Here is a 21,380-nt window from a genome sequence, read left to right on the forward strand (position 1 = left end):
AGCTAATCAACTGGTATAAGGTGAAACTCAATACAACGTGACCTCAGTGTAATATGTTTTCATCTTGTTAAATAGACCCAAATAAAGGTTTTTACGCAAACGTTTGCCATTCATTATAAAAAGATGAAATAGGCATTTTACCTTTATAACACCGCCAGAAATTCTGGCGGTGTTATAACAATATCCGTTGATAACTTGATGCTACTATTTGTGTCCGGTCAATAAATGCCGCATGACTTCGGTAGCCCCTAAACTCAAACCACACCGTGATAAGTCCTGCAATCTGGTACAGCCTCAAAAATTACAGGTATAATCCCACAAATTATTCAACTGGTTTAGAAACGAAGATGACAAAACTCACCTTACAAGAGCAGATGCTAAAAGCTGGATTAGTAACCAACAAAAAAATGGCCAAAGTTCAAAGAACGGCTAAAAAATCACGAGTTCAAGCCCGTGAGGCAAGAGAAGCTGTGGAAGAAAATAAAAAAGCACAGCTTGAGCGTGATAAACAGCTAAGCGAACAACAAAAACAAGAGGCTTTATCTAAAGAATATAAAGCTCAGGTGAAACAGCTGATTGAAATGAACAGAATCGACATTTCAAAAGGCGATATTGGTTTTAACTTCACAGATAATAATGTAATTAAAAAAATAACTGTGGATAAGATTACTCAAGCTCAGCTGATTAGTGGTCGTCTCGCCATTGCACGTTTAGTTATTGATAACAGTAGCGAGAGTACATACGCCATTATCCCCGCGAGCGTAGCGGATAAAATTGCGCAGCGAGATGCGAACAGTATTGTATTAAATAGTGCGCTTAGTCAGGAAGAACAGGATGAAGAAGATCCGTATGCCGATTTTCAAGTGCCTGATGATTTGATGTGGTAATGGTGATTATGTATAGAAAGCCCCTTGGGGGCTTTTTGTCCGTATCCCTGTAAAACGTACTATCCGCTTTTAGAGTTCATCCAACATACAGATGTTTGCTGATTTGAGCCTGGAGTACCGAGCGCTGAAAGAGGCCATCGAAAAAGCGTTAAAACCAGAGATAAAGAAAGCGTAGAAGAAAAGGTAAATATCATCTATTCCGGAGGTATGCCAATACCCCCGGAATATCAACAAAAGAACCTAAATCGCCCCTTCGTCTTGCTCACCGGTACGAATACGCACTACTCTTGCCACATCAAAGACAAAAATCTTACCGTCACCGATCTTGCCGGTTTGGGCGGTATTCATGATCGTTTCTACGCAGGTATCCACAATATCATCCGCTACCACGATCTCGATTTTCACCTTTGGCAGGAAGTCGACCATATACTCTGCACCGCGATACAGTTCGGTATGGCCTTTCTGACGGCCAAAACCTTTGACTTCAGTCACCGTCATGCCGGTAATACCGACTTCGGCTAACGCTTCACGGACATCATCCAGTTTAAACGGCTTAATGATCGCATCAATTTTTTTCATAAACGTTAACCCTTACCAATTTTTACGGCCAAAGCCAGATGTGATCGGATAGCGCCGATCCTTACCAAAGTTCCGAGCAGTGATCCGCGGACCTACCGGAGACTGCCGACGCTTATATTCGTTAATATCAACCAAGCGGATAACCTTACGAACAATCGCTTCATCAAAACCTTCAGCCACCAGTTGCTCAACAGACATATCATGCTCAACATAACCGTCAAGGATCTTATCCAAAACCGGATATGGCGGCAGGCTGTCTTCATCTTTCTGATCCGGTGCCAGCTCAGCTGAAGGTGGGCGGTCAATCACTCGCTGAGGAATAACGTACGAACGAGTATTACGATATGACGACAGTTTAAACACGAGCGTTTTTGGTACATCTTTTAAAACATCAAACCCACCCGCCATATCACCATAGAGCGTCGAATACCCTACGGCAATTTCACTTTTGTTACCGGTGGTTAATACCAGACTGCCGCGTTTATTCGATAACCCCATCAGAATCACACCGCGACAGCGCGCCTGTAGATTCTCTTCAGTGGTATCTCGTTTGGTATTAGTAAACATCGGCGCTAGCTGCGCCATAAAGGCATCAAAAATAGGTTCAATAGAGACTACGTCAAACTCAACGCCTAATATCTCCGCTTCTTCCCGCGCATCTTCGATACTGATTTCCGCGGTGTAGCGGAATGGCATCATCACCGCCTGAACTTTATCTTTGCCTAAAGCATCAACCGCAATAGCTAACGTCAGTGCTGAATCAATACCGCCAGAGAGCCCAAGAATAGCGCCTTTAAAACCATTTTTGCTGACATAATCTCGTACAGCTAACACTAAAGCATCATAGATTAAGGAAAGATCTGAACGTTGCTCTGGCAACGCCATCGCTTCGATTTTATCGTCGGTAAACTTAACCTGCTGCGTTTGCTCACTAAAAGCAGCCAGCTTATGCGTCATGTTGCCCGTTGCATCGAATACTTTGGAACAACCATCAAAGATCAACTCATCCTGCCCACCAATCTGATTGAGATACACCAGAGGTAAATGGGTACGATGGCAATGTTCTGATAACAGTTGATTACGAATATAAGGCTTTTCACGGTTATACGGTGAGGCATTAATCGACAGAATCATATCGACGTTAGCCGCTTTCAACGCATCAACCGGGCCATTAAACCACAGGTCTTCACAAATCAGTAAACCCAGGCGATAGCCTTTGAACTCAACAAAGCAGCTTTTATCGTCGGCAGTAAAATAACGTTTTTCATCAAATACACCGTAATTTGGTAGCTGTTGTTTGAAGTAACGCGTGACCAAACTGCCCTGCCAAAACATCGACAGTGCATTGTATATATGACCGTTTTCCCGCCATGGGTGACCAACAATGATAGCAACATCAGTAGAGGCAGCCTGCAATCGGGCTAACTGTTGATCGCAGCGCTGATAGAGATCATCACGGTAAAGTAAATCTTCCGGTGGATATCCGGTCAATGCCAATTCAGAAAACATCACCAAATCAGCGCCAGCCTGCTGCTGCTCGCTGACGGTCTGTAACATGCGGTTAGTGTTACCTTCAATATCACCAACCAACCAATTTAACTGCGCTAATGCGATAGAGAGAGCTCTGCTCATATCAATTCACTGTTCGCTATCAGGTTAAGTAGGCGGCAGTATAAATGACTGTCGCCTGAATTAAAAAAGAAAACCTTACTCTTTAAAATCATTCGCATCTAATTCATGACGCGATAAGAGCTTATAGAATTCGGTTCTGTTTCTACCGGCCATACGGGCTGCGTGAGTCACGTTTCCTTTGGTCATCTGTAACAGTTTGCGTAAGTAAACCAACTCAAACTGATTACGCGCTTCGGCAAACGTTGGCAGTGCCGTATTTTCCCCTTCCAGCGCCTGCTGTACCAAAGCTTCGTTGATAACCGGCGTGCTGGTTAACGCCACACACTGTTCAATCACGTTAACCAACTGCCGAACATTACCTGGCCAGCTAGCGGTCATTAAACGTTTCATGGCATCGGTTGAAAAACTACGGACAAACGGCTTATGGCGTTTAGCGGACTCACGTAATAAATAATCGGCTAATAAAGGGATATCCTCAGCACGCTCATTTAACGCCGGTATTTTGAGGGTTACCACGTTTAAACGGTAGTAAAGGTCTTCGCGAAACTCCCCTTTAGCCATCGCTTTAGGTAAATCACGGTGCGTAGCAGAAATAATGCGGACATCGATATCCAAATCGCGATTGCTGCCCAGAGGACGAACTTTACGCTCTTGTAATACGCGCAACAGTTTTACCTGTAAAGGCAGCGGCATATCACCGATTTCATCCAGAAACAGCGTGCCCCCGGTGGCCGCCTGAAACAAACCATCCCGGCTACTGACTGCGCCGGTAAAAGCGCCTTTAGCATGACCGAATAGCTCTGATTCCAGCAATTGCTCCGGTAATGCACCGCAGTTAATGGCAATAAAAGGCTTATTCGCTCGAGGACTGGCGCTATGTATGGCTTTAGCCAGAACTTCTTTACCGGTACCGCTCAAACCATTAATTAACACGCTAACGTCGGACTGTGCCACCATTTTTGCTTGTTCAAGCAAACGCAGCATAATAGGACTGCGCGTCACAATATCTTCCCGCCAACTTTCATCTCCGGCAGGAATTTTCATCGCCAGCGCCTCATCAATCGCTTTGTATAACGCATCGCGATCGACAGGTTTAGTCAAAAAGCTAAAGACCCCTTGCTGAGTTGCCGCAACGGCATCCGGGATAGAACCATGAGCAGTGAGGATAATGACCGGCATACCTGGCTGATGCTTTTGAATTTCATTAAACAGCGCCATGCCGTCCATTTCGTCCATGCGCAAATCGCTAATCACCAGATCGATTTGCCCACGCCCCAAACGACGCAATGCTTCCTGACCACTTTCGGCGGTTGTGACATTGAAGCCTTCGCTGGTTAAACGCATGCCCAGCAGCTTTAATAAGCTGGGGTCGTCATCAACCAGCAATAGGTTGGCAGGCTTACGCTGTGTCATATCCCCAAAACTCCTTATAACGGCTTATTTCTGTGCCGGTTGTGCATCAGGTTTGGTTGCTGCCGATCCGGCAGAAGGTACAACCGGCTTAGAATTCTCATCATTAACTGGTGGTTTAGATGGCTGGCTTTTCTCGGCTCCAGAAACCTCAGATGCAACGGGTTTCTTGGTGGCAACGGATGCCGCTGGTTTTTCCGACTCTGTTGGCTTAATCTGCTCAACGGGCTTTTCTTTCTTGACCTCAGGCGCCGCTTTTTGTTCGGAGCCCTCTGGGCTAGCTGCCGTAGGTTTTATTTCACCGCCACTCTCAGCAACGCTATTATGGGAAGCGCCATCCCCAGGTGAGACTTTACGCGAGGAAAGCTGACGCTCAATATCGGTCAAATTCTCCAGCTTACGCGTCGTCTCATTCAGCTGATGCTTAGTTTCCTGTAGCTGATTATGCATCGCTTCAATTTGTGTATCGCTACTCTCTTTAAGACGCTGATGGCGAGCCCGCTCATCAAAGAGGTTTAGCTCAAGCGTTTGTTCATCATTCCATAACAGAATTAGCGGATAAACATTGGCCGGATACATCGCTCGATAATTTTTCAACTGTTCCAGCGCATTTCGACGTTCTGAATGGGCAGCATCAAGCCGCGACAACAGAATGGCTCGCTTCAACACCCCATCCCATTTAGTAATTTCATAACTATAAGACTGAATACGCGCTTGAGATAGGGTCAACGAGCGGGTACAGTCAATCAAACGTAACCAATACAGTGAATTACTATTGGTTTCATCGTCCTGCCCCTTCCAAATATTGCCGTCACAGCTTACTCGAGAGTAATCACTCACTTTATTGATAGGTGCTTCATAGACCATCATACCTGACGCGCTGTCACCGACTCCCTGATGACCACAACCCGCTAGCATTACCGGCGTAGCCAATGCGGCTAACAGTAACGTTTTCCGTAATATCCCTGCAGACTTTATCACCGTCACTAGATCTGGCAACTCAATGATAGTTTTATCTTTTTTAGTAAACCTTGTAGGCATTATGCATTATTTCTCAGCAATTAACGGTAATTCAATACGAAAACACACATCCGCATAGTCAACATCGACCAACAGCAACTCACCATCCATTTGGCGCAAACAATCACGAGCAATACTTAGCCCTAAACCACTACCTTTGACCGCACCTTTTCTCTGGCGGCTCCCTTGATAAAATGGTTCAAAAAGCATTGCCTGCTCTTGAGGAAGTATTTTCTCCCCGGTATTGGCGACCTCAATTTGAATGGACTGTCCGACTTGACGGCTAATAATCCAAATGGTACCGGATTCCTCGCCATAGTGCACTGCATTGGAGTAGAGATTATCAAGAACCCGCATTAATAGTACAGACTCCGCCCAACAGTGAGTTTGTGCTAACTGACATTCTGTACGCATATATTTGGCACGAGCCGGTAAACTATGCGCAGAAATCACTGCGGAAGCCATAACCTGCAAGTCAATAAACTCTTTCTCTGTGCCGGTATCAGGTTGATTACGGTTATAGTCCAACAGTTGTTCAATCAACTGTTGTAAGTGCCTGCTACTCTTATCCAGTATCGATACCACTTCTTTCTGATCCTCGGTTAACGGCCCAACCACCTGATCGAGTAACAGTTCGGTTCCTTCACGCATACTGGCTAATGGCGTCTTAAGCTCATGAGAAATATGACGCAAAAACTCATGACGTTGAGACTCCAACCACGATAGTCGTTCACTCAGCCAAACAATACGCTGCGCCAGCGACTGTATTTCACGCGGTCCGTTAAAAGATAAAATATGACTTAACGACTTCCCCTCTCCCAGCCGATTAATCATGCGTTCAACCCGTTTCACCGGCCCGATAATCATGCGGGTAAACAGGAAAACCAGAAAGACGCTGAGCAGGAAAAGTAACAGAGCCTGTTGGCCGAAGAAATAACCTTTATCGGCAATCGCCTGTTGAAGTTTTTCACCTCGGGAATAGATAATCGCCCGCGTTGCCTGAACCATTTCAGTATTAGAACGGGAAAAGTTCACTAACAGCCCGGATGAGGTATCATCCGGCCCGCTGTTTTTACAATGAATTTCAGACAGTTCAGCAAGCTGTTTTTGCAGCGTTTTATAATAATTTTGATTTGGCAAAATAGCCGAGTGAACATCAAGCATTTCAGAATATTGCTGGCGCTGATTCAAATACAAAGATTCCAGCGTCTTGTCGCCCAGCACGCAATATTGCCGATAACTACGCTCCATGCTCACCGCGAGGTTAGTCATCGCTTCGCTACGCCGAGCGTCTTTCAGGGTGGTGTTATTGATATCTGCCGCTTGTGCACTGAGTAAGTCCAGACTTTTATAGGCCTGATAGGCCAAAATCAGCAATGGTAAAAGCACCAGCAGGAAAGCCAGCAACACAAGTTGACGAAGAGAATGGGGAAAATGACTAAACTTTTTCAACGCGATACTCTCATGGTAAATCAATCGTTAACGATGCTAACTGACCTTGATTGAAGAAAATAGCGTTTTTACTGATTTCACCAAAGATTTTCTTATTATCATCGGTATAAACGGTTAGCTATTGGGTTCTTAATCCAAAAGTGGACTGCGTATTTTCTCTAGCCCAAAAAAAAGCACTTAACCAATCATTGGTAAGTGCTTAACGAATATCGTTTATTTGTTACGTTTATTCCCAAAGGATGCATAACATCCTTTGGGAGGAATACGTGGATGTCCTGAATGTTCATCTTCTGGGTGATGAAGGATAACCTGTCATCGGTAGACTTGATGAATAACATCCTTATGTGTCTGAAATTGATGAAGCTCTGTTCATCACGGCTAGACACAGGCTGGCACCTCACTCAACGTGTCGTCTGAAGTTTGATAAGCTGCCGTAGCAGTTAATATCTGTTTGGTAGACGATAGGTACCATGGCTTTGGCATCATTCTGAGGCTTATGTAGTTCCACTTTAGGGCTCTGACATAAAAAGTTGAATGAGCGACGATATACATAATGCACGTTGCATGCCAAGTTTTTAAAAACACTTGTAATTAATTGATATTAATTGAGTTTTATTTAATTTAACTTTAATCCATTCAGGTAATTTACTGATTAAATAGCCCGATCATGATAAAACCATCGAGTTTTGTCTCTAAAAGCAGACACTCTTTAACAACTCTTATTTTTATCTTAATAATCAATTAATTAAATGTCTCCAATTTGCGACACCGAAATAAGCTGATTGTCTGCATTTGCCAACAGGTCTATACCGTCATCTTGGAAAAAGCCAGAATGACGGACTTAATAAATCATTGCACATAGAGTAAAAAAACTTAACCAACCAACATGGCGGCTTACGCCGCCGTTGATTCACTCTTAAGCCACACTAAATAACAACTACGCCAACTGTTTACGTGCATTGCGGAATAAACGCATCCACGGGCCGTCTTCTCCCCACTCTTCTGGGTGCCAGGAGTTATTAACCGTACGGAAAACTCGCTCCGGATGAGGCATCATGATGGTAATTCGTCCATCCAGATTGGTAACGGCTGTTATGCCCTCAGGCGAACCGTTTGGATTAGCCGGATACTGTTCGGTGATATGCCCAAAATTATCCACATAACGCATCGACACTAAACCTAACTGCACCAGCGAATTCAAATGCTGAGGATCGCGAACTTCAACTCGGCCTTCGCCATGAGAAACTGCAATTGGCAAACGTGACCCTTCCATCCCTTGCAAAAGCAATGATGGGCTACGAGTGACTTCTACCAAGCTAAAGCGCGCTTCAAAACGATCCGACAGGTTACGTACAAAACGCGGCCAATACGTAGCACCCGGGATCAGCTCACTCAGGTTAGACATCATCTGACAGCCGTTGCACACACCTAATGCCAATGTGTCCTGACGGTTAAAAAAGGACTCAAACTGATCGCGTACCTGCTGATTAAACAGAATCGATTTGGCCCACCCCTCACCTGCACCCAATACGTCGCCATAGGAGAAACCACCACAGGCAACCAGAGTATGGAAGCTATCCAGTCCGATATTGCCGGCCAGTAAATCACTCATATGCACATCGACAGCATCAAAACCCGCACGATGAAATGCTGCAGCCATCTCAACATGGGAGTTCACCCCTTGCTCACGTAATACCGCTACTCTTGGGCGTTGCTGACCAATGATATAAGGTGCGGCAATATCTTCTTGAGGGTTAAACGTCAGCTTAACGTTCAGTCCGGGATCGTCTGGATTTTGTTTAGCCTGATGCTCAGCATCAGCGCATTCAGGGTTATCACGCAGTCGCTGCATCTGCCATGTGGTTTCAGCCCACCAGACTCTCAACGTTTGACGACTTTGTTGATAAACTGGCTGTCCATTGTAACGAATGTCAATCTGATCCCCGGCGACTGCCTGACCAATATGATGAACACAATCAGATAAACCGAACTCCGCCAGACAAGCTTCAACCTGCGGCAGTTTATTCTGAGCAACCTGAATAACCGCTCCCAGTTCTTCATTAAACAGCACTGACAGCATATCCTGATCCAGTGATTTCAGATCCAGCGTCAATCCGCAGTGACCAGCAAACGCCATTTCAGCCAGCGTCACCAATAACCCACCGTCAGAGCGGTCGTGATAGGCAAGAATCGCGCGGTTTGCCACTAATGATTGCATGGCATTGAAGAAAGCAGCCAGTTTGTCAGCACTGTGAACATCGGCGGGTTTATCCCCTAACTGACGATAAACCTGAGCCAATGCCGTCGCACCCAAGCCATTACGTCCTTCACCGAGATCGATAAGTAACAGCACGTTATCGCCTTTATCGGTACGTAGCTGAGGCGTTACCGTATTGCGAACGTCTTCAACACGCGCAAAAGCAGTAATCACCAGCGATAATGGCGATGTCATCTCTACCGTTTCATTGCCTTGTTGCCAACGGGTTTTCATCGACATTGAATCTTTACCCACCGGAATGGTAATACCCAACGCCGGACAAAGTTCTTCACCCACCGCTTTGACTGCTTCATACAAACCGGCATCTTCCCCCGGATGGCCTGCTGCCGACATCCAGTTAGCGGATAGTTTAATCCGCTTCAATTCACCGATCTGAGTAGCGGCAATATTGGTTAGCGCTTCGCCAACCGCCAATCTGGCTGAAGCGGCGAAGTTAAGCAATGCCACCGGTGAGCGTTCACCTAACGACATGGCTTCACCATAATAGCTATCATAACTAGCAGTGGTCACCGCGCAGTCGGCCACAGGAATCTGCCATGGACCAATCATCTGATCCCGCGCAACCATACCGGTTACCGTACGATCGCCAATAGTGATTAAAAATGTTTTTTCCGCGACGGCCGGTAAATGAAACACTCTCTTTACTGCTTCTGGCAAAGAGATATCGGTACGAACCAGAGGTTGTCCCTGAGTATTGAGGGTTTTAACATCCCGAACCATTTTCGGCGTTTTACCCAGCAAAACATCCAGCGGTAAATCAATCGGAGTATTATCAAAATGGCGGTCATGCATCGTTAGCTGCTGTTCTTCCGTCGCTTCACCAATTACGGCATAAGGCGCTCGTTCACGGCGACAAATACGGTCAAATAACGGTAGCTGCTCGGGAGAAACCGCTAACACATAGCGTTCCTGAGATTCATTACACCAAACTTCTAATGGGCTCATACCCGGTTCATCATTCAATATATCGCGCAGTTCAAACTTACCACCGCGCCCACCGTCGCTGACCAATTCCGGCATAGCATTGGATAGCCCACCAGCACCAACGTCATGAATAAACAAAATCGGGTTTTTATCGCCAAGCTGCCAACAGCGATCGATAACTTCCTGACAGCGACGCTCCATTTCCGGGTTATCACGCTGTACTGAAGCAAAATCCAAATCCGCATCAGACTGACCAGAAGCCATAGATGATGCAGCACCGCCGCCAAGGCCAATATTCATGGCCGGCCCACCCAGCACAATCAGTTTGGCTCCCGGAGTAATTTCGCCTTTCTGCACATGATCCGCACGGATATTACCGATACCGCCAGCCAGCATGATAGGTTTATGGTATCCGCGAAGCTCCTGACCATTATGACTGGTCACCTGCTCTTCATAGGTACGGAAATAACCCAGTAGCGCAGGGCGACCAAATTCATTATTAAACGCAGCGCCACCCAGTGGCCCTTCCGTCATAATATCTAATGCCGTCACAATGCGTTCTGGTTTGCCAAAATCCTGTTCCCACGGTTGTTCAAAACCGGGAATGCGCAGATTCGATACCGAGAAGCCAACCAAACCCGCTTTGGGCTTCGCCCCGCGACCAGTTGCACCTTCATCACGGATTTCACCACCTGAACCGGTAGCCGCTCCCGGCCATGGCGATATGGCTGTCGGGTGGTTGTGAGTCTCAACTTTCATCAAAATATGGACGGCTTCCTGATGATAGTCATATACACCAGAATCTGGTTGAGAGAAGAACCGTCCCACCTCTGAACCTTCCATCACCGCAGCGTTATCTTTATAGGCAGACAATACGTAATCAGGCGTCTGCTCATAAGTATTTTTAATCATTTTGAACAATGACTTTGGCTGGCTCTTTCCATCGATAATCCAGTCGGCATTGAAAATTTTGTGGCGACAATGCTCTGAGTTCGCCTGAGCAAACATATACAGTTCAACATCCGTGGGATTACGTTTCAGACGGGTGAAAGCATCCACCAGATAATCAATTTCATCCGATGCCAATGCCAGGCCTAATTTTTCATTCGCCGTTTCTAATGCCTGACGGCCTTCGGTCAATAAATCAATCACCACCAATGGTGTCGGTTGATGCTGAGAAAATAACGCTTTTGCCTGCAACAGCTCGGTAAACACAGACTCCATCATCCGATCGTGCAATAAATCAGCCAATGTATGCCATTGAGTATCTGACAGTGATTCAGACTGAATATAGTAGGCGATACCCCGCTCTAAGCGGTGAACCTGAGTTAAACCACAGTTGTGGGCAATATCCGTCGCCTTGGATGCCCAAGGAGAAATCGTTCCTGGTCGCGGAGTAACCAACAGCAGTCGCCCCTGCGGCTCATGTTCTACCAACAACGGACCATACTTTAGCAACCTTTTTAACTTCGCAAGCTCATCCGTAGATAGTGGGGAGGTTAAATTAGCGAAATGAATATATTCAGCATAGATAGCGCTAACCGGTAACTGAAGATCCTGACAGAGTGACAATAACTTGGTAATACGAAAAGCTGATAAAGCGGGAGAACCACGCAAAATTTCCATAGTCTAATTTCTCTGGTCGAAGGCTAAACGGAAAAAACTGCCCCCATTATAGAGAATCAAACACGATGACGAAACCGTTTGCGTAGCTATTATTTATCCAGTGGCTGACTCACCAACAAAACATAGTATTTGCTATGTTGCGTGCAGTTTAGCAAAATGCCTACTGATGAATTGGGTACATCCTGCTTTTTAAACCAAGATAAATTAAGAATTTCATTCAATAACAAATAGCTGAACGAAACAATTCAGACTTGAGCGATTTCAACACCCATAAATGCTTAGCTCTCTTCGTATTCAGCAAAAATTTCATTTTTAGAGAACGCTATTTGAAGCCATTAAAGATTAACTATCTATTTATTGGTGCTGTAACCCTGATGCTTGCTGTGGCTTTATGGCCTGCCTTGCACTGGCGTAACGACGACAGCACCCAGTTACAAAAAATAAAAGAGCGTGGTGTGCTAAATATCGGCACGCTTAACGTTGCGCCTTATTACTACAAAAGCAGTAATGGCGTAGATGGCCTCGACTATGAGCTGGCCAAGATGTTTGCTGACTATCTGGGCGTTAAGCTTAATATAGAAACTAAACACAGCATCACTAATCTGTTTACCGAACTGGAAAACGGTAACGCCGATATGCTGGCTGCCGGACTGATTTTTAACCCGGAACGGATGAAAGAGCTTAATGTTGGCCCAGCCTATTACTCCGTTTCACAACAGTTAGTCTATCGCCAGAATACCCCCCGACCTCAGTCATTAGATAATATTAAAGGCGGTCTGACCGTGGTATCAGGTTCGGCCAGCATCTCAACGTTACATCAGTTGAAAAAGAGCAAATACCCACAGCTTACCTGGCGCGCCACTTCATCTTATTCTTCCGTAGAATTATTAAAACAGGTCGCCGAAGGAACGCTCGATTACACCATTGCTGATTCAGTCACCATTGCCATCATTCAACGCTTCTCACCTAATTTAGCGGTGGCGTTTGACGTGACCGAAGAAGAGCCGGTTATGTGGTATATGCGCAAAACTGATGATAATAGTCTCAATGCAGCCATGCTGGATTTTTTCAATCAGATTACTGAAGATGGCTCGTTATCAAAACTGGAAGAGAAATATCTTGGACACGTAGGAGAGTTTGACTATGTCGATACCAAGACTTTCCTGAGCGCGATTGATAATGTTTTGCCAACGCTTAAGCCTCTATTTGAGAAATATGCGAAAGAGATCGATTGGCGTTTAGCCGCAGCTATTGCCTATCAGGAATCACACTGGAACCCAACGGCTACCTCACCAACCGGGGTGCGGGGCATTATGATGTTAACCAGAAACACGGCAGACTCCTTAGGCGTCACCGATCGTCTCGATCCTGAACAGAGCATCCGCGGTGGTATTGCTTATCTGGAGCAGCTGATGGAGAAAATTCCGGCCACCATTCCAGAAGAGGAAAAAATCTGGTTTGCGCTGATCGCTTATAATATGGGCTTTGCCCATATGCTAGATGCCAGAAGCCTGACATCCAAGCAAGGTGGCGATCCGGATAGTTGGGCTGACGTTAAAAAGCGGCTGGCCATGCTCACTCAAAAACAATATTACTCTCAAACGCGTTACGGTTATGCGCGCGGCTATCAGGCCTATCAGTTTGTGGAGAATATTCGCCGTTATCAAATCAGTTTGATGGGCTATCTTGAAGAAAAAGAGAATCAAACGGCTAAGGCGCTGTTAGCCGCCGCTAAAGAAGCCGAAATGGGGTCGTCTTATCCAACGGTAAACCCCAAGCTCATTCAGCAAAAACATCCACGCCAGCCAGAAAAATAACCTCTATTAACGTAGAATTTGGTTCAGCTTCTTTTGCATTTTTATCTGTTCGCGACGACGTTTAAAAAAATCACTCAAATACGTTGAGCAAACATCCGCCATAATACCCGATGTCACTTCCACATGATGATTCATCCCCGGATGCCCCAAAATATCCAGTAATGAGCCCGCAGCGCCTGTCTTTAAATCGCTGGCACCATATACCAGCCGTTGGATACGGCTATGCACCATGGCACCGGCACACATAACACAAGGCTCCAGCGTCACATATAGCGTGGTGTTCAACAAACGGTAATTCTGTAATACCTGTCCGCCCTGTTGTAGAGCCATAATCTCTGCGTGCGCCGTTGGATCGTGCCGAACGATGGGTCTATTCCATCCCTCGCCAATCACTTCATTATCCAATACCAATACCGCACCAACCGGAATTTCACCTTCTTGGTCTGCTCGTTCAGCAAGTTTCAGCGCATAGCGCATCCAGTCTTCATCACTGTAATGCGAAGTCATCATCAATCACTCTATTTTCTATATCAATCAAAAATAATTATTCGGAAATGGAAAGGTTAATCCAGCTGTTTCAGATTACCCTGACTATCCACACGCCAACGGTGCTGACATAAAGCTAAAACCGGATCGTCCTGCACACTATCGCTATAACCACTGTATAATGTTAATGGTTTACCTAAACGCTGTTCAAGCTGAACCACCTTCTCTTTACCTAAACAGCGCATGGTAATCATCCAGCCACCATAGCGATAAACCATCTGACTACCCACTAAATTCACTTTGGACAAGAAAAACGAATCGCCATACACCTCTTCAACCAAATGCTGAGGTGAGCCCGTCAATAACCAGACGCTGGTATTATCATCACTCAAATATTCAGCTAACCGCTCTTGTACCGCAGGAAATGGCACCACCCGTTGTTTAAAATCCTGAACAAACTGCTGTTCCAAATACTTTAATTGTTGTTCATGATGGCCCGCAGTTATCGCCCATATTGCCAAACTTACCGGCCAACGACAGTTGCGCCCACCAATCCATAATCCTAAATAAATCACCGGCAAGAGTGGAATTAAAATCACCAGATTGATCGGCAAACGGCGGATTAAATAGCGAACAAAGCTACCAAACAAATCCTGCTGATGTAACGTACCATCCAGATCAAAAAATACGATACGCTGCTGTGAATGATGATGAGTTGGCAAGCTGGCTCCCGATACTTCATTAATAGAAAGTTATACCATTTCAACGGCGTTAATGATGAGCAGAGTATATCGCTTCTCTGGTTATTTATCTCTGATAAAAGTTACCCACTTAGCAACCCGAATACGGCTGCCTGCATACATTATTACTTTTAAAAACGTTAGGATAGTTCGATCAACCACACAAAAATGTTATTAATAATCACAAAAAGAAAGGAGTGGTGGGGGAAATATAGTATGCTCCGCCCATAGTTTTATAACCATATATATATTAAATAGATAACTAACCCTACAGCCTATTAATAAGTAGGCGTGTTTTTTATCAGATAAAATGACAGGTACTGCAATTTTGCTTATTAAATCTGCGATAACTGGTTGGGAATCCGCCACAAAAAAAGAATATAACGAATGTTACTCTCTCTACGGTGGATCGCTTAATTCACATCCAGACATATTAGATTTTATGCACAGTAAAGCCGACTGCAAAGAACGGTACTATGTTAAAACCACGTCCGACGGTAAATTACTCGGTGGCATTTGTGTATGGAACAATAGCCATATTGCCGGTGACGTTGAAATAATAAAGAAGCTTAAGCTCGATCCTCTTCCTATTAACCATGATGAAATTATTCTACCGTTATCACCATCGCTAAAAACAATTTTACCGTTTAAAACTAAAGTGCTCTCAGAAATAAGCCATCCATCCATTCTGAATAGCAGTATTACTCTTAATAAAAAGCGAGTTATTTGTCTGTCAAAAGGACTTAATAACGATGGCTTTTCGTCAAAAACGAAAAATACCCGTAATAAAGAGTTGCGCAAACCTGTTTAGACTGGAGGATGATAACCGTACTTTACTTAGCAATTACGAATTATCCAAGAGATATTTACGACGAGATTTATCATGACGACAACTGGCCAAGATTGCGCAGGCCGGACACCAAGATTTTCGTGACAAGATGCTATTTGGTGTAGCCATCCAAGTGTGTCCCAATTTGCATATCCAATGCAATTTAGTTCGATAATTCACATACTGGCTAGATAAACAGTCTCCCCCTCTTTTTTTTGCCACCTCTTTCATTTTCTTAATATCGGGAATATTGAAGGCACAAATTGGACACCAGCCTCCCGATTTTACATTTGCAGGGATCGCATCCCACATATGACCCTTTTCACATTTCCAACGTAATTTTTCTTTGGCATTATTATACTGAGTTGATAAACATTCTCCCCCTCGACTCGTTGCCAACTTTTGCATTTTTGCTAATGTGCCTCTTTTTTTATCATTAGCACAGATTGGACACCAAGTGTGTTCAGAAATTATCTGTCTTGAAACTGCTTGCCACTCATGCCCTTGTTGACATTTCCAACATAATTTTACGGAGGAATGGATGAATTCAGTTGACAGACACTGCCCGCCCTTTGCTTTAGCGTAGTCTTTTAGATAGTGTAGATAGTTAGCATTTCGGCTTAACCTAGCACATTGTGCACACCATTTTCCTTGTTGTACATTTGTAGGCGCCATTTTCCAACGATGCCCCATAGCACACTGCCACTCAAGCGGAGTATGACTGTTTAAATAGTTTTCTGATAAACATCTCCCGTGATGTTTTTCAGCTAATGAATACATATCTTTAATCGTATATTGACGCATTTTGTTTATTACAGCTAATCAAGCTATTACCTTTTACCTTTAATAAGAAGCCTAACTAAAACATAATTAAAAGTATATTGCCCATATGCTTCACTCAGTTGTCAATTCAAATAATAAGCATTGTGACCATTAGAGTTGGATGAACACTAAAATGTGTCAACCATCGTAAAAACTAACAAATTTTAAAAAATATCACTTCTTATACTTTAACTAATTTAGTACTAAAAATATATTTTCATAGGTCTAGTCGGACTAAAGCCAACAAACAAAACCATGCATATAAAAATCATAACAACATGATTTATAATGGTTATATTGAAGCGCAAACATTTAGATTGCCACAAATTTAGATTTCCTAATGTCACATATTTTTTCTATAAAATCACTTAAAAACAATAATGAAAAATAAAACTAGTAATATTATCAGGTTAAATTTATCGCATTTTTATGTTTGAATCCAATTCTAAATAGGGATATTAGGAATAAATAGTATGGATACCGGCCTATATATTTCATGCAGCATTGGTGGATTACCTGAATCGACATTTGATGTTGTTGATTTTAATCTCGAAGAGGAATTATCAACACTCTTCAAATTAGAAATAACCGCTGCCAGTAATGATGCTAGCCTTAATATGGATGGCCAATTACTACAAAACGCATCGTTTACAGTCAAAGTTGATGGTGAAGTTAAGCGAACGGTGAATGGTCTTGTTGCGGCGGCTCATCAGGGGGAAAGTGGTTTTGACCGAACATATTATCACTTTATTATCCGTCCTGAGCTTTGGCTATTAACACTCACTCAAGATAACCGTATTTACCATTTTAAGTCTGTTCCGGACATTATTAGTGAATTATTACAAAAGCATAATGTCAGGGCTGATTCTAAATTAATGGATTATCATAAAGCCTGGGAATATATCACTCAACGTAATGAAACGGATTATGACTTTTTTTGTCGTCTTGCGGCAGAGGAAGGAATTGTGTTCTGGTTTGAAGAGAACCAGATGTTTTACAGTGATAGCAGAACTGGCATGATGGGAGGCGAAGCACTTATTTATAATGCTCATACGCAAAGTGCTAATCGGGAATCAGTGGTTCATAAGCTGCGCTATGGCGCAACAATGCAACCAAATGCGGTTCACCTGAAAGATTATAAATTCTCACATCCGGATGTTGGGCTGGACACTAAAGCGAAAGCATCAGGAAAGCTTCCCTCATATACGATATATGAAAGCTATGGTCGTTATGATGATGACGGCGTAGCACAGCAATATGCCAAATATCGTCTCGAAGCACACCAAGCGAATAGCGCTTCCGGTCAAGCTGAAAGTAACTGTTTTCAACTTATGCCGGGCAAAATATTTACTATTTCAGAGCACCCCAATGATGCCATTAATAGCAACTGGCAAATCGTCAAAATTGTCCATCGTGGTTCACTTCCCCAATCGGTTGGAAATGAATCAAGTAGTGGTGAGCGTGTAGCAACACTCACCAATCAATTTAGCTTTATCCCTGGCTCTATTGACTGGCGGGCTCCTTTTATTTCTAAACCAACTGTTTATGGTAATGAAACCGCTACTGTAGTTGGCCCTGCTGGCGAAGAAATTTATGTTAATGAATATGGCGAAGTAAAAGTCCACTTTCACTGGAATAAGTATGATGCTGCTGATGAAAAAGCGTCTTGTTGGGTGCGTGCGGGTCAGGGTTGGAATGGTGATGGCTTTGGTTTTATGGCCATTCCTCGAATTGGAACAGAAGTGATTATTGCTTATCTCAATGGCGATATCGACCAGCCGATCATAGTCGGCACCGTGTATAACGGGAAAAATGCACCGCCTGTTTCACTACCAGCTAAAAAGACACGTATGACCATTCGTTCACAAACCCATAAAGGGGATGGTTTTAACGAAATTGGTTTAGAAGATGAGTCTGGGCAAGAAGAATTTTATATGCATGCTCAGAAGGATATGAATGTTGATGTCCTGAATGATAAAGGTGTGCATGTTATCAACGATCATAATGAAAACGTAGATAACAACCAGACCATGGTGGTGGGCGTAGACCAAAAATTAAATGTCGGTAATAACCAAGACGGTACCATTGGTGTCGACCAAACTCTCGATGTTGGTAATAACCAAACTAATACTATTGGTAATAATCAAGACTCTACTATTGGAGTGGATCAACGTTGGACGATTGGTAGTAATCAAACTAATACCATCGGTGTTGACCAAACCACCTCAATTGGTAGTAACCAAACCGATACCATTGGTGCTAATCGTAGCGCTAATGTAGGTGGCAATGACACATTAACAGTCATGGGGAATCAGGCTGAAACTATCGCCATTGCTAAAGCTGAAACTATTGGTGCAGCGAAAGCTCTGAGCATTGGTGGAGCTTATCAGATAACTGTAGGTGCAGCGATGAATACTACTGTGGGATTGACTCAAACCTCAGAAGTGGGCATCAACAAAACGATGATGATTGGTAAAGATTACAAACAAACAGTAGGTAAAAATAAAACCTCTGTTATTGCCCAGAACACTTCGATGAAGTCAGGTAAACATATTAAGATTAATGCGGGTGATACTTTTACTATTATCTGTGGGAAATCTATGTTAAAGATGGAAAAGTCAGGAAAGATTACACTTAATGGTAAAGAGTTGGCTGTTAAAACTTCAGCTAAACAAACTTATACAGCCAGTGGTAATATAAAAATGAAAGGTAAGAAGATTTTAGATAATTAAATAAGATATTAGTGATATTACTTTTGATATATTTACTGTTAATCATTTGATAGTTTATTTATAGGTTTTCCTTTTCGATGATTTCTAATAAGCTATTCAAGTGAGTTTTATTCATTGTTCGTTTATTTAAGTTTTAATGATATAAAAATATTATTCAAATTACAGTTAACTATAAGTGAATAATACATACGTTATTATGGATTGGTTTTATGTATGGAGAACCTAAATGGCAAAGAATGTATATGCAAATGGACGTGAGGTTTCGTCCAAAAAGAGTGGTGTTACTGCCGTTTCACCTGTTCCTGACGTTTGCCATACACCTCCGCCACCACCACCATTAGTTCCACCTCGTATAGGTATACCTATTCCCTACCCTAACTTTGGTGATTCCAAAGATACCATCAAGGGGACGGATACGGTTAAGATCAAGAATAAAATGGTTGGTATTAAAAATAAATCTGTTTTTAAGAAAAGCAAAGGGAATGAACCAGCCACAAAAGGCTTCAAAAAAGGAATTATTAATCATCATCTAACTGGTGAGGTAAAGGCGACGTCCTGGAGTTCTGATGTAAAATTTGAGGGTAAAAATGCCATCCGTCATCTTGATAGTACTAAACATAATAATAAAGGTAGTACACAAAATACAGAGTATGGCGCAAACAAAGGTGGTAATAGTTCGGAAGTTGCTGCAAAAGATGATTGTGAAGAAACACAAGAAAAGAATGTAGAGATTCGTGAAAAAGTTGATAAAATAAACAAAAAAGTTGCTAAAAGAAAGAAGGTAATAGCCTCCGCTAAATATATGGGTAAAGGAAAAATGAATGGGAAGATTATCTCTGCATCATCATGTTCATCATTAATTCGTAGCTCAGGAAAAAACATTGGGGATAGCTCTTTTGTTTTAGCTCCAAAATCCACTGAAGTTTTTAATAATGAAGGGATTGAACTATGTAATGGAAAGAAACATTATCCTTACCCTCCTAAAACAGATACAGTCCATAGCCAATCAATGAAATGTGGCCATGCTGAAATTGGAATAATAAACAAACTTTCCCAAACAGGATCTCTGGCAGGTAATATAGTATTTAATATTGATTGGTCGAAAGGACCTATTCCATGTTTATTTTGTGCTCGTACTATATGTGAAGTGATGGAGAGCTGTGATACAAATATATATTTTTGTAGTGAAAATGGAAAATCTGAGAAATTTAATAAAAAAAATGCGGATGATGATAAAAATTGTAAAGATATTAAAAAAGAAACCTCTGCAAAAGGTAGTTCAGAAGATAATTGCAAGGGTTATCAAAAATTTATAAGAAAGGCACAAGGTATTATAACCGATTAATAAATTTAACGTTTAATTAATTTAGGAAATAAACACAATGTTAACTGAACCTATATTGTTTAAAAAAATCAATCTTATTGAAGCTCCTCTTGACTATAAATGGAATAGAACGATAGAAGATAAGTTAAGAAATGGTGATAACCAAAGATTAGAAGAGCTACTTGATAAGTGTAATTATAAATCTGTTTTTGGCTTGGGGATAGCTGCTAGTGAGTGGGTTTTTTGGCGTTTTAAACAATGGCGAGTTGAATTAGAGGGTAAAAATATTGATGACCTAATGCTGCTTGTTGAAGCTCTTTGGATTGGTTTGATTGATAAAAACTATCTTCGTAATCCAGAACATGATATGGACTATATTAAAGGGAATAAAATTGAAAGTATTGTATGGTATTTTTTGAATCAATATATTTCAACTCGACATTACTATCGTACTAGCTCAGTACGACTATACCTTGATGTAAGTCATTATATTATGATTGCTCAACATATCTCTCCAGATCCTAAAGCATTTGAATCATGGTTAACCAATTGTTTAAAAAGGATGATTGAATTATTTCCTAATGAACAGATAGACGAAGATGGGGGAATAGATCGGAGCTATGATGTTAATCAGGAGCCATTTATTCCTCGAGAGTTTTATTTTGATCCTGAATTTGATTATGAAACAGCTGATCTTCAGAAAATGTCTAATATTTTATTAACACAAGCAGATTACATAAATAATCCTTATTTATTGAGTCCTGAAAAAGTTATAGAAAAGGGATTTATTGGTACTCCATATCAACCTAAATAGGAGGGAGG

Annotated in this window: 15 protein-coding genes; 6 read left to right on the forward strand and 9 right to left on the reverse strand. The window is 42.7% G+C overall.

Annotated elements, in window-relative coordinates; genetic code table 11:
* Nucleotides 1-347 precede the first annotated feature (347 nt).
* Entirely contained in the window at nt 348-887 is a 540-nt protein-coding gene (locus tag EL341_RS13045) for a DUF2058 domain-containing protein (RefSeq protein ID WP_047781729.1), read from the forward strand.
* Nucleotides 888-1,127: 240 nt separating this feature from the next.
* Here EL341_RS13045 and glnB read toward each other — a convergent pair whose 3' ends face one another.
* The 6 genes from glnB to purL all read right to left on the reverse strand — a co-directional run bounded on the left by glnB (nt 1,128) and on the right by purL (nt 11,808).
* Nucleotides 1,128-1,466, reverse strand: coding sequence for a nitrogen regulatory protein P-II (glnB, locus tag EL341_RS13050; RefSeq protein ID WP_047781730.1), 339 nt, complete (start codon nt 1,464-1,466; stop codon nt 1,128-1,130).
* A gap of 12 nt (nt 1,467-1,478) precedes the next feature.
* A complete protein-coding gene (locus tag EL341_RS13055; protein WP_047781731.1) occupies nt 1,479-3,098 on the reverse strand; it encodes an NAD+ synthase in 1,620 nt (539 codons plus the stop codon).
* 75 nt (nt 3,099-3,173) lie between these two features.
* Entirely contained in the window at nt 3,174-4,511 is a 1,338-nt protein-coding gene (glrR, locus tag EL341_RS13060) for a two-component system response regulator GlrR (protein ID WP_047781732.1), read from the reverse strand.
* Nucleotides 4,512-4,535: 24 nt separating this feature from the next.
* Nucleotides 4,536-5,549 carry a hypothetical protein gene (locus EL341_RS13065; protein WP_114986956.1) on the reverse strand — a complete coding sequence of 338 codons (1,014 nt, stop codon included), beginning with the start codon at nt 5,547-5,549 and terminating at the stop codon, nt 4,536-4,538.
* A 6-nt stretch (nt 5,550-5,555) separates the two neighbouring features.
* A complete protein-coding gene (locus EL341_RS13070) occupies nt 5,556-7,004 on the reverse strand; it encodes a HAMP domain-containing sensor histidine kinase (protein WP_408634862.1) in 1,449 nt (482 codons plus the stop codon).
* Between the two features lie 913 nt (nt 7,005-7,917).
* Nucleotides 7,918-11,808: a phosphoribosylformylglycinamidine synthase gene (gene purL / locus EL341_RS13075; RefSeq protein WP_126467950.1), complete on the reverse strand. Its 3,891-nt coding sequence runs from the start codon at nt 11,806-11,808 to the stop codon at nt 7,918-7,920.
* 326 nt (nt 11,809-12,134) lie between these two features.
* Between purL and mltF the strand changes: the two genes are divergently transcribed.
* Nucleotides 12,135-13,625 carry a membrane-bound lytic murein transglycosylase MltF gene (gene mltF, locus EL341_RS13080; protein WP_126467952.1) on the forward strand — a complete coding sequence of 497 codons (1,491 nt, stop codon included), beginning with the start codon at nt 12,135-12,137 and terminating at the stop codon, nt 13,623-13,625.
* A 6-nt stretch (nt 13,626-13,631) separates the two neighbouring features.
* Here the strand turns inward: mltF and tadA are convergent, their stop codons facing one another.
* Complete coding sequence (gene tadA / locus EL341_RS13085; protein WP_047782740.1) at nt 13,632-14,132, reverse strand: tRNA adenosine(34) deaminase TadA; 501 nt, start codon at nt 14,130-14,132, stop codon at nt 13,632-13,634.
* A gap of 56 nt (nt 14,133-14,188) precedes the next feature.
* Nucleotides 14,189-14,833, reverse strand: coding sequence for a phosphatidylglycerophosphatase C (gene yfhb, locus EL341_RS13090; protein WP_047781735.1), 645 nt, complete (start codon nt 14,831-14,833; stop codon nt 14,189-14,191).
* Between the two features lie 328 nt (nt 14,834-15,161).
* On the opposite strand from yfhb, the gene EL341_RS13095 reads away from it, so the two are divergent.
* Nucleotides 15,162-15,662 carry a GNAT family protein gene (locus EL341_RS13095; RefSeq protein WP_126467954.1) on the forward strand — a complete coding sequence of 167 codons (501 nt, stop codon included), beginning with the start codon at nt 15,162-15,164 and terminating at the stop codon, nt 15,660-15,662.
* A gap of 33 nt (nt 15,663-15,695) precedes the next feature.
* On the opposite strand, the gene EL341_RS13100 is transcribed toward EL341_RS13095, so the two are convergent.
* Complete coding sequence (locus EL341_RS13100) at nt 15,696-16,484, reverse strand: zinc-ribbon domain-containing protein (protein WP_126467956.1); 789 nt, start codon at nt 16,482-16,484, stop codon at nt 15,696-15,698.
* Nucleotides 16,485-16,975: 491 nt separating this feature from the next.
* Between EL341_RS13100 and EL341_RS13105 the strand changes: the two genes are divergently transcribed.
* The 3 genes from EL341_RS13105 (at nt 16,976) to EL341_RS13115 (ending at nt 21,372) form a co-directional block, all read left to right on the forward strand.
* On the forward strand, nt 16,976-19,234 hold the full coding sequence (locus tag EL341_RS13105; RefSeq protein WP_126467958.1) for a type VI secretion system Vgr family protein: 2,259 nt from the start codon (nt 16,976-16,978) through the stop codon (nt 19,232-19,234).
* 226 nt (nt 19,235-19,460) lie between these two features.
* On the forward strand, nt 19,461-20,579 hold the full coding sequence (locus tag EL341_RS13110; RefSeq protein WP_126467960.1) for a DUF4150 domain-containing protein: 1,119 nt from the start codon (nt 19,461-19,463) through the stop codon (nt 20,577-20,579).
* 37 nt (nt 20,580-20,616) lie between these two features.
* On the forward strand, nt 20,617-21,372 hold the full coding sequence (locus EL341_RS13115; protein ID WP_126467962.1) for a hypothetical protein: 756 nt from the start codon (nt 20,617-20,619) through the stop codon (nt 21,370-21,372).
* Nucleotides 21,373-21,380: the final 8 nt, after the last annotated feature.

The organism is Pragia fontium, assembly GCF_900638655.1.
In the GTDB taxonomy this organism is placed as follows: domain Bacteria; phylum Pseudomonadota; class Gammaproteobacteria; order Enterobacterales; family Enterobacteriaceae; genus Pragia; species Pragia fontium.

Coding starts and splice junctions, on each gene's coding strand:
- glrR (WP_047781732.1), bottom strand. CDS start 4,511: ATGACACAGCGTAAGCCTGCCAACCTATTGCTGGTTGATGACGACCCC.
- EL341_RS13065 (WP_114986956.1), bottom strand. CDS start 5,549: ATGCCTACAAGGTTTACTAAAAAAGATAAAACTATCATTGAGTTGCCA.
- EL341_RS13100 (WP_126467956.1), bottom strand. CDS start 16,484: ATGCGTCAATATACGATTAAAGATATGTATTCATTAGCTGAAAAACAT.
- purL (WP_126467950.1), bottom strand. CDS start 11,808: ATGGAAATTTTGCGTGGTTCTCCCGCTTTATCAGCTTTTCGTATTACC.
- EL341_RS13110 (WP_126467960.1), top strand. CDS start 19,461: ATGGCAAAGAATGTATATGCAAATGGACGTGAGGTTTCGTCCAAAAAG.
- glnB (WP_047781730.1), bottom strand. CDS start 1,466: ATGAAAAAAATTGATGCGATCATTAAGCCGTTTAAACTGGATGATGTC.
- tadA (WP_047782740.1), bottom strand. CDS start 14,132: ATGACTTCGCATTACAGTGATGAAGACTGGATGCGCTATGCGCTGAAA.
- EL341_RS13095 (WP_126467954.1), top strand. CDS start 15,162: ATGACAGGTACTGCAATTTTGCTTATTAAATCTGCGATAACTGGTTGG.
- EL341_RS13115 (WP_126467962.1), top strand. CDS start 20,617: ATGTTAACTGAACCTATATTGTTTAAAAAAATCAATCTTATTGAAGCT.
- EL341_RS13045 (WP_047781729.1), top strand. CDS start 348: ATGACAAAACTCACCTTACAAGAGCAGATGCTAAAAGCTGGATTAGTA.
- EL341_RS13055 (WP_047781731.1), bottom strand. CDS start 3,098: ATGAGCAGAGCTCTCTCTATCGCATTAGCGCAGTTAAATTGGTTGGTT.
- EL341_RS13105 (WP_126467958.1), top strand. CDS start 16,976: ATGGATACCGGCCTATATATTTCATGCAGCATTGGTGGATTACCTGAA.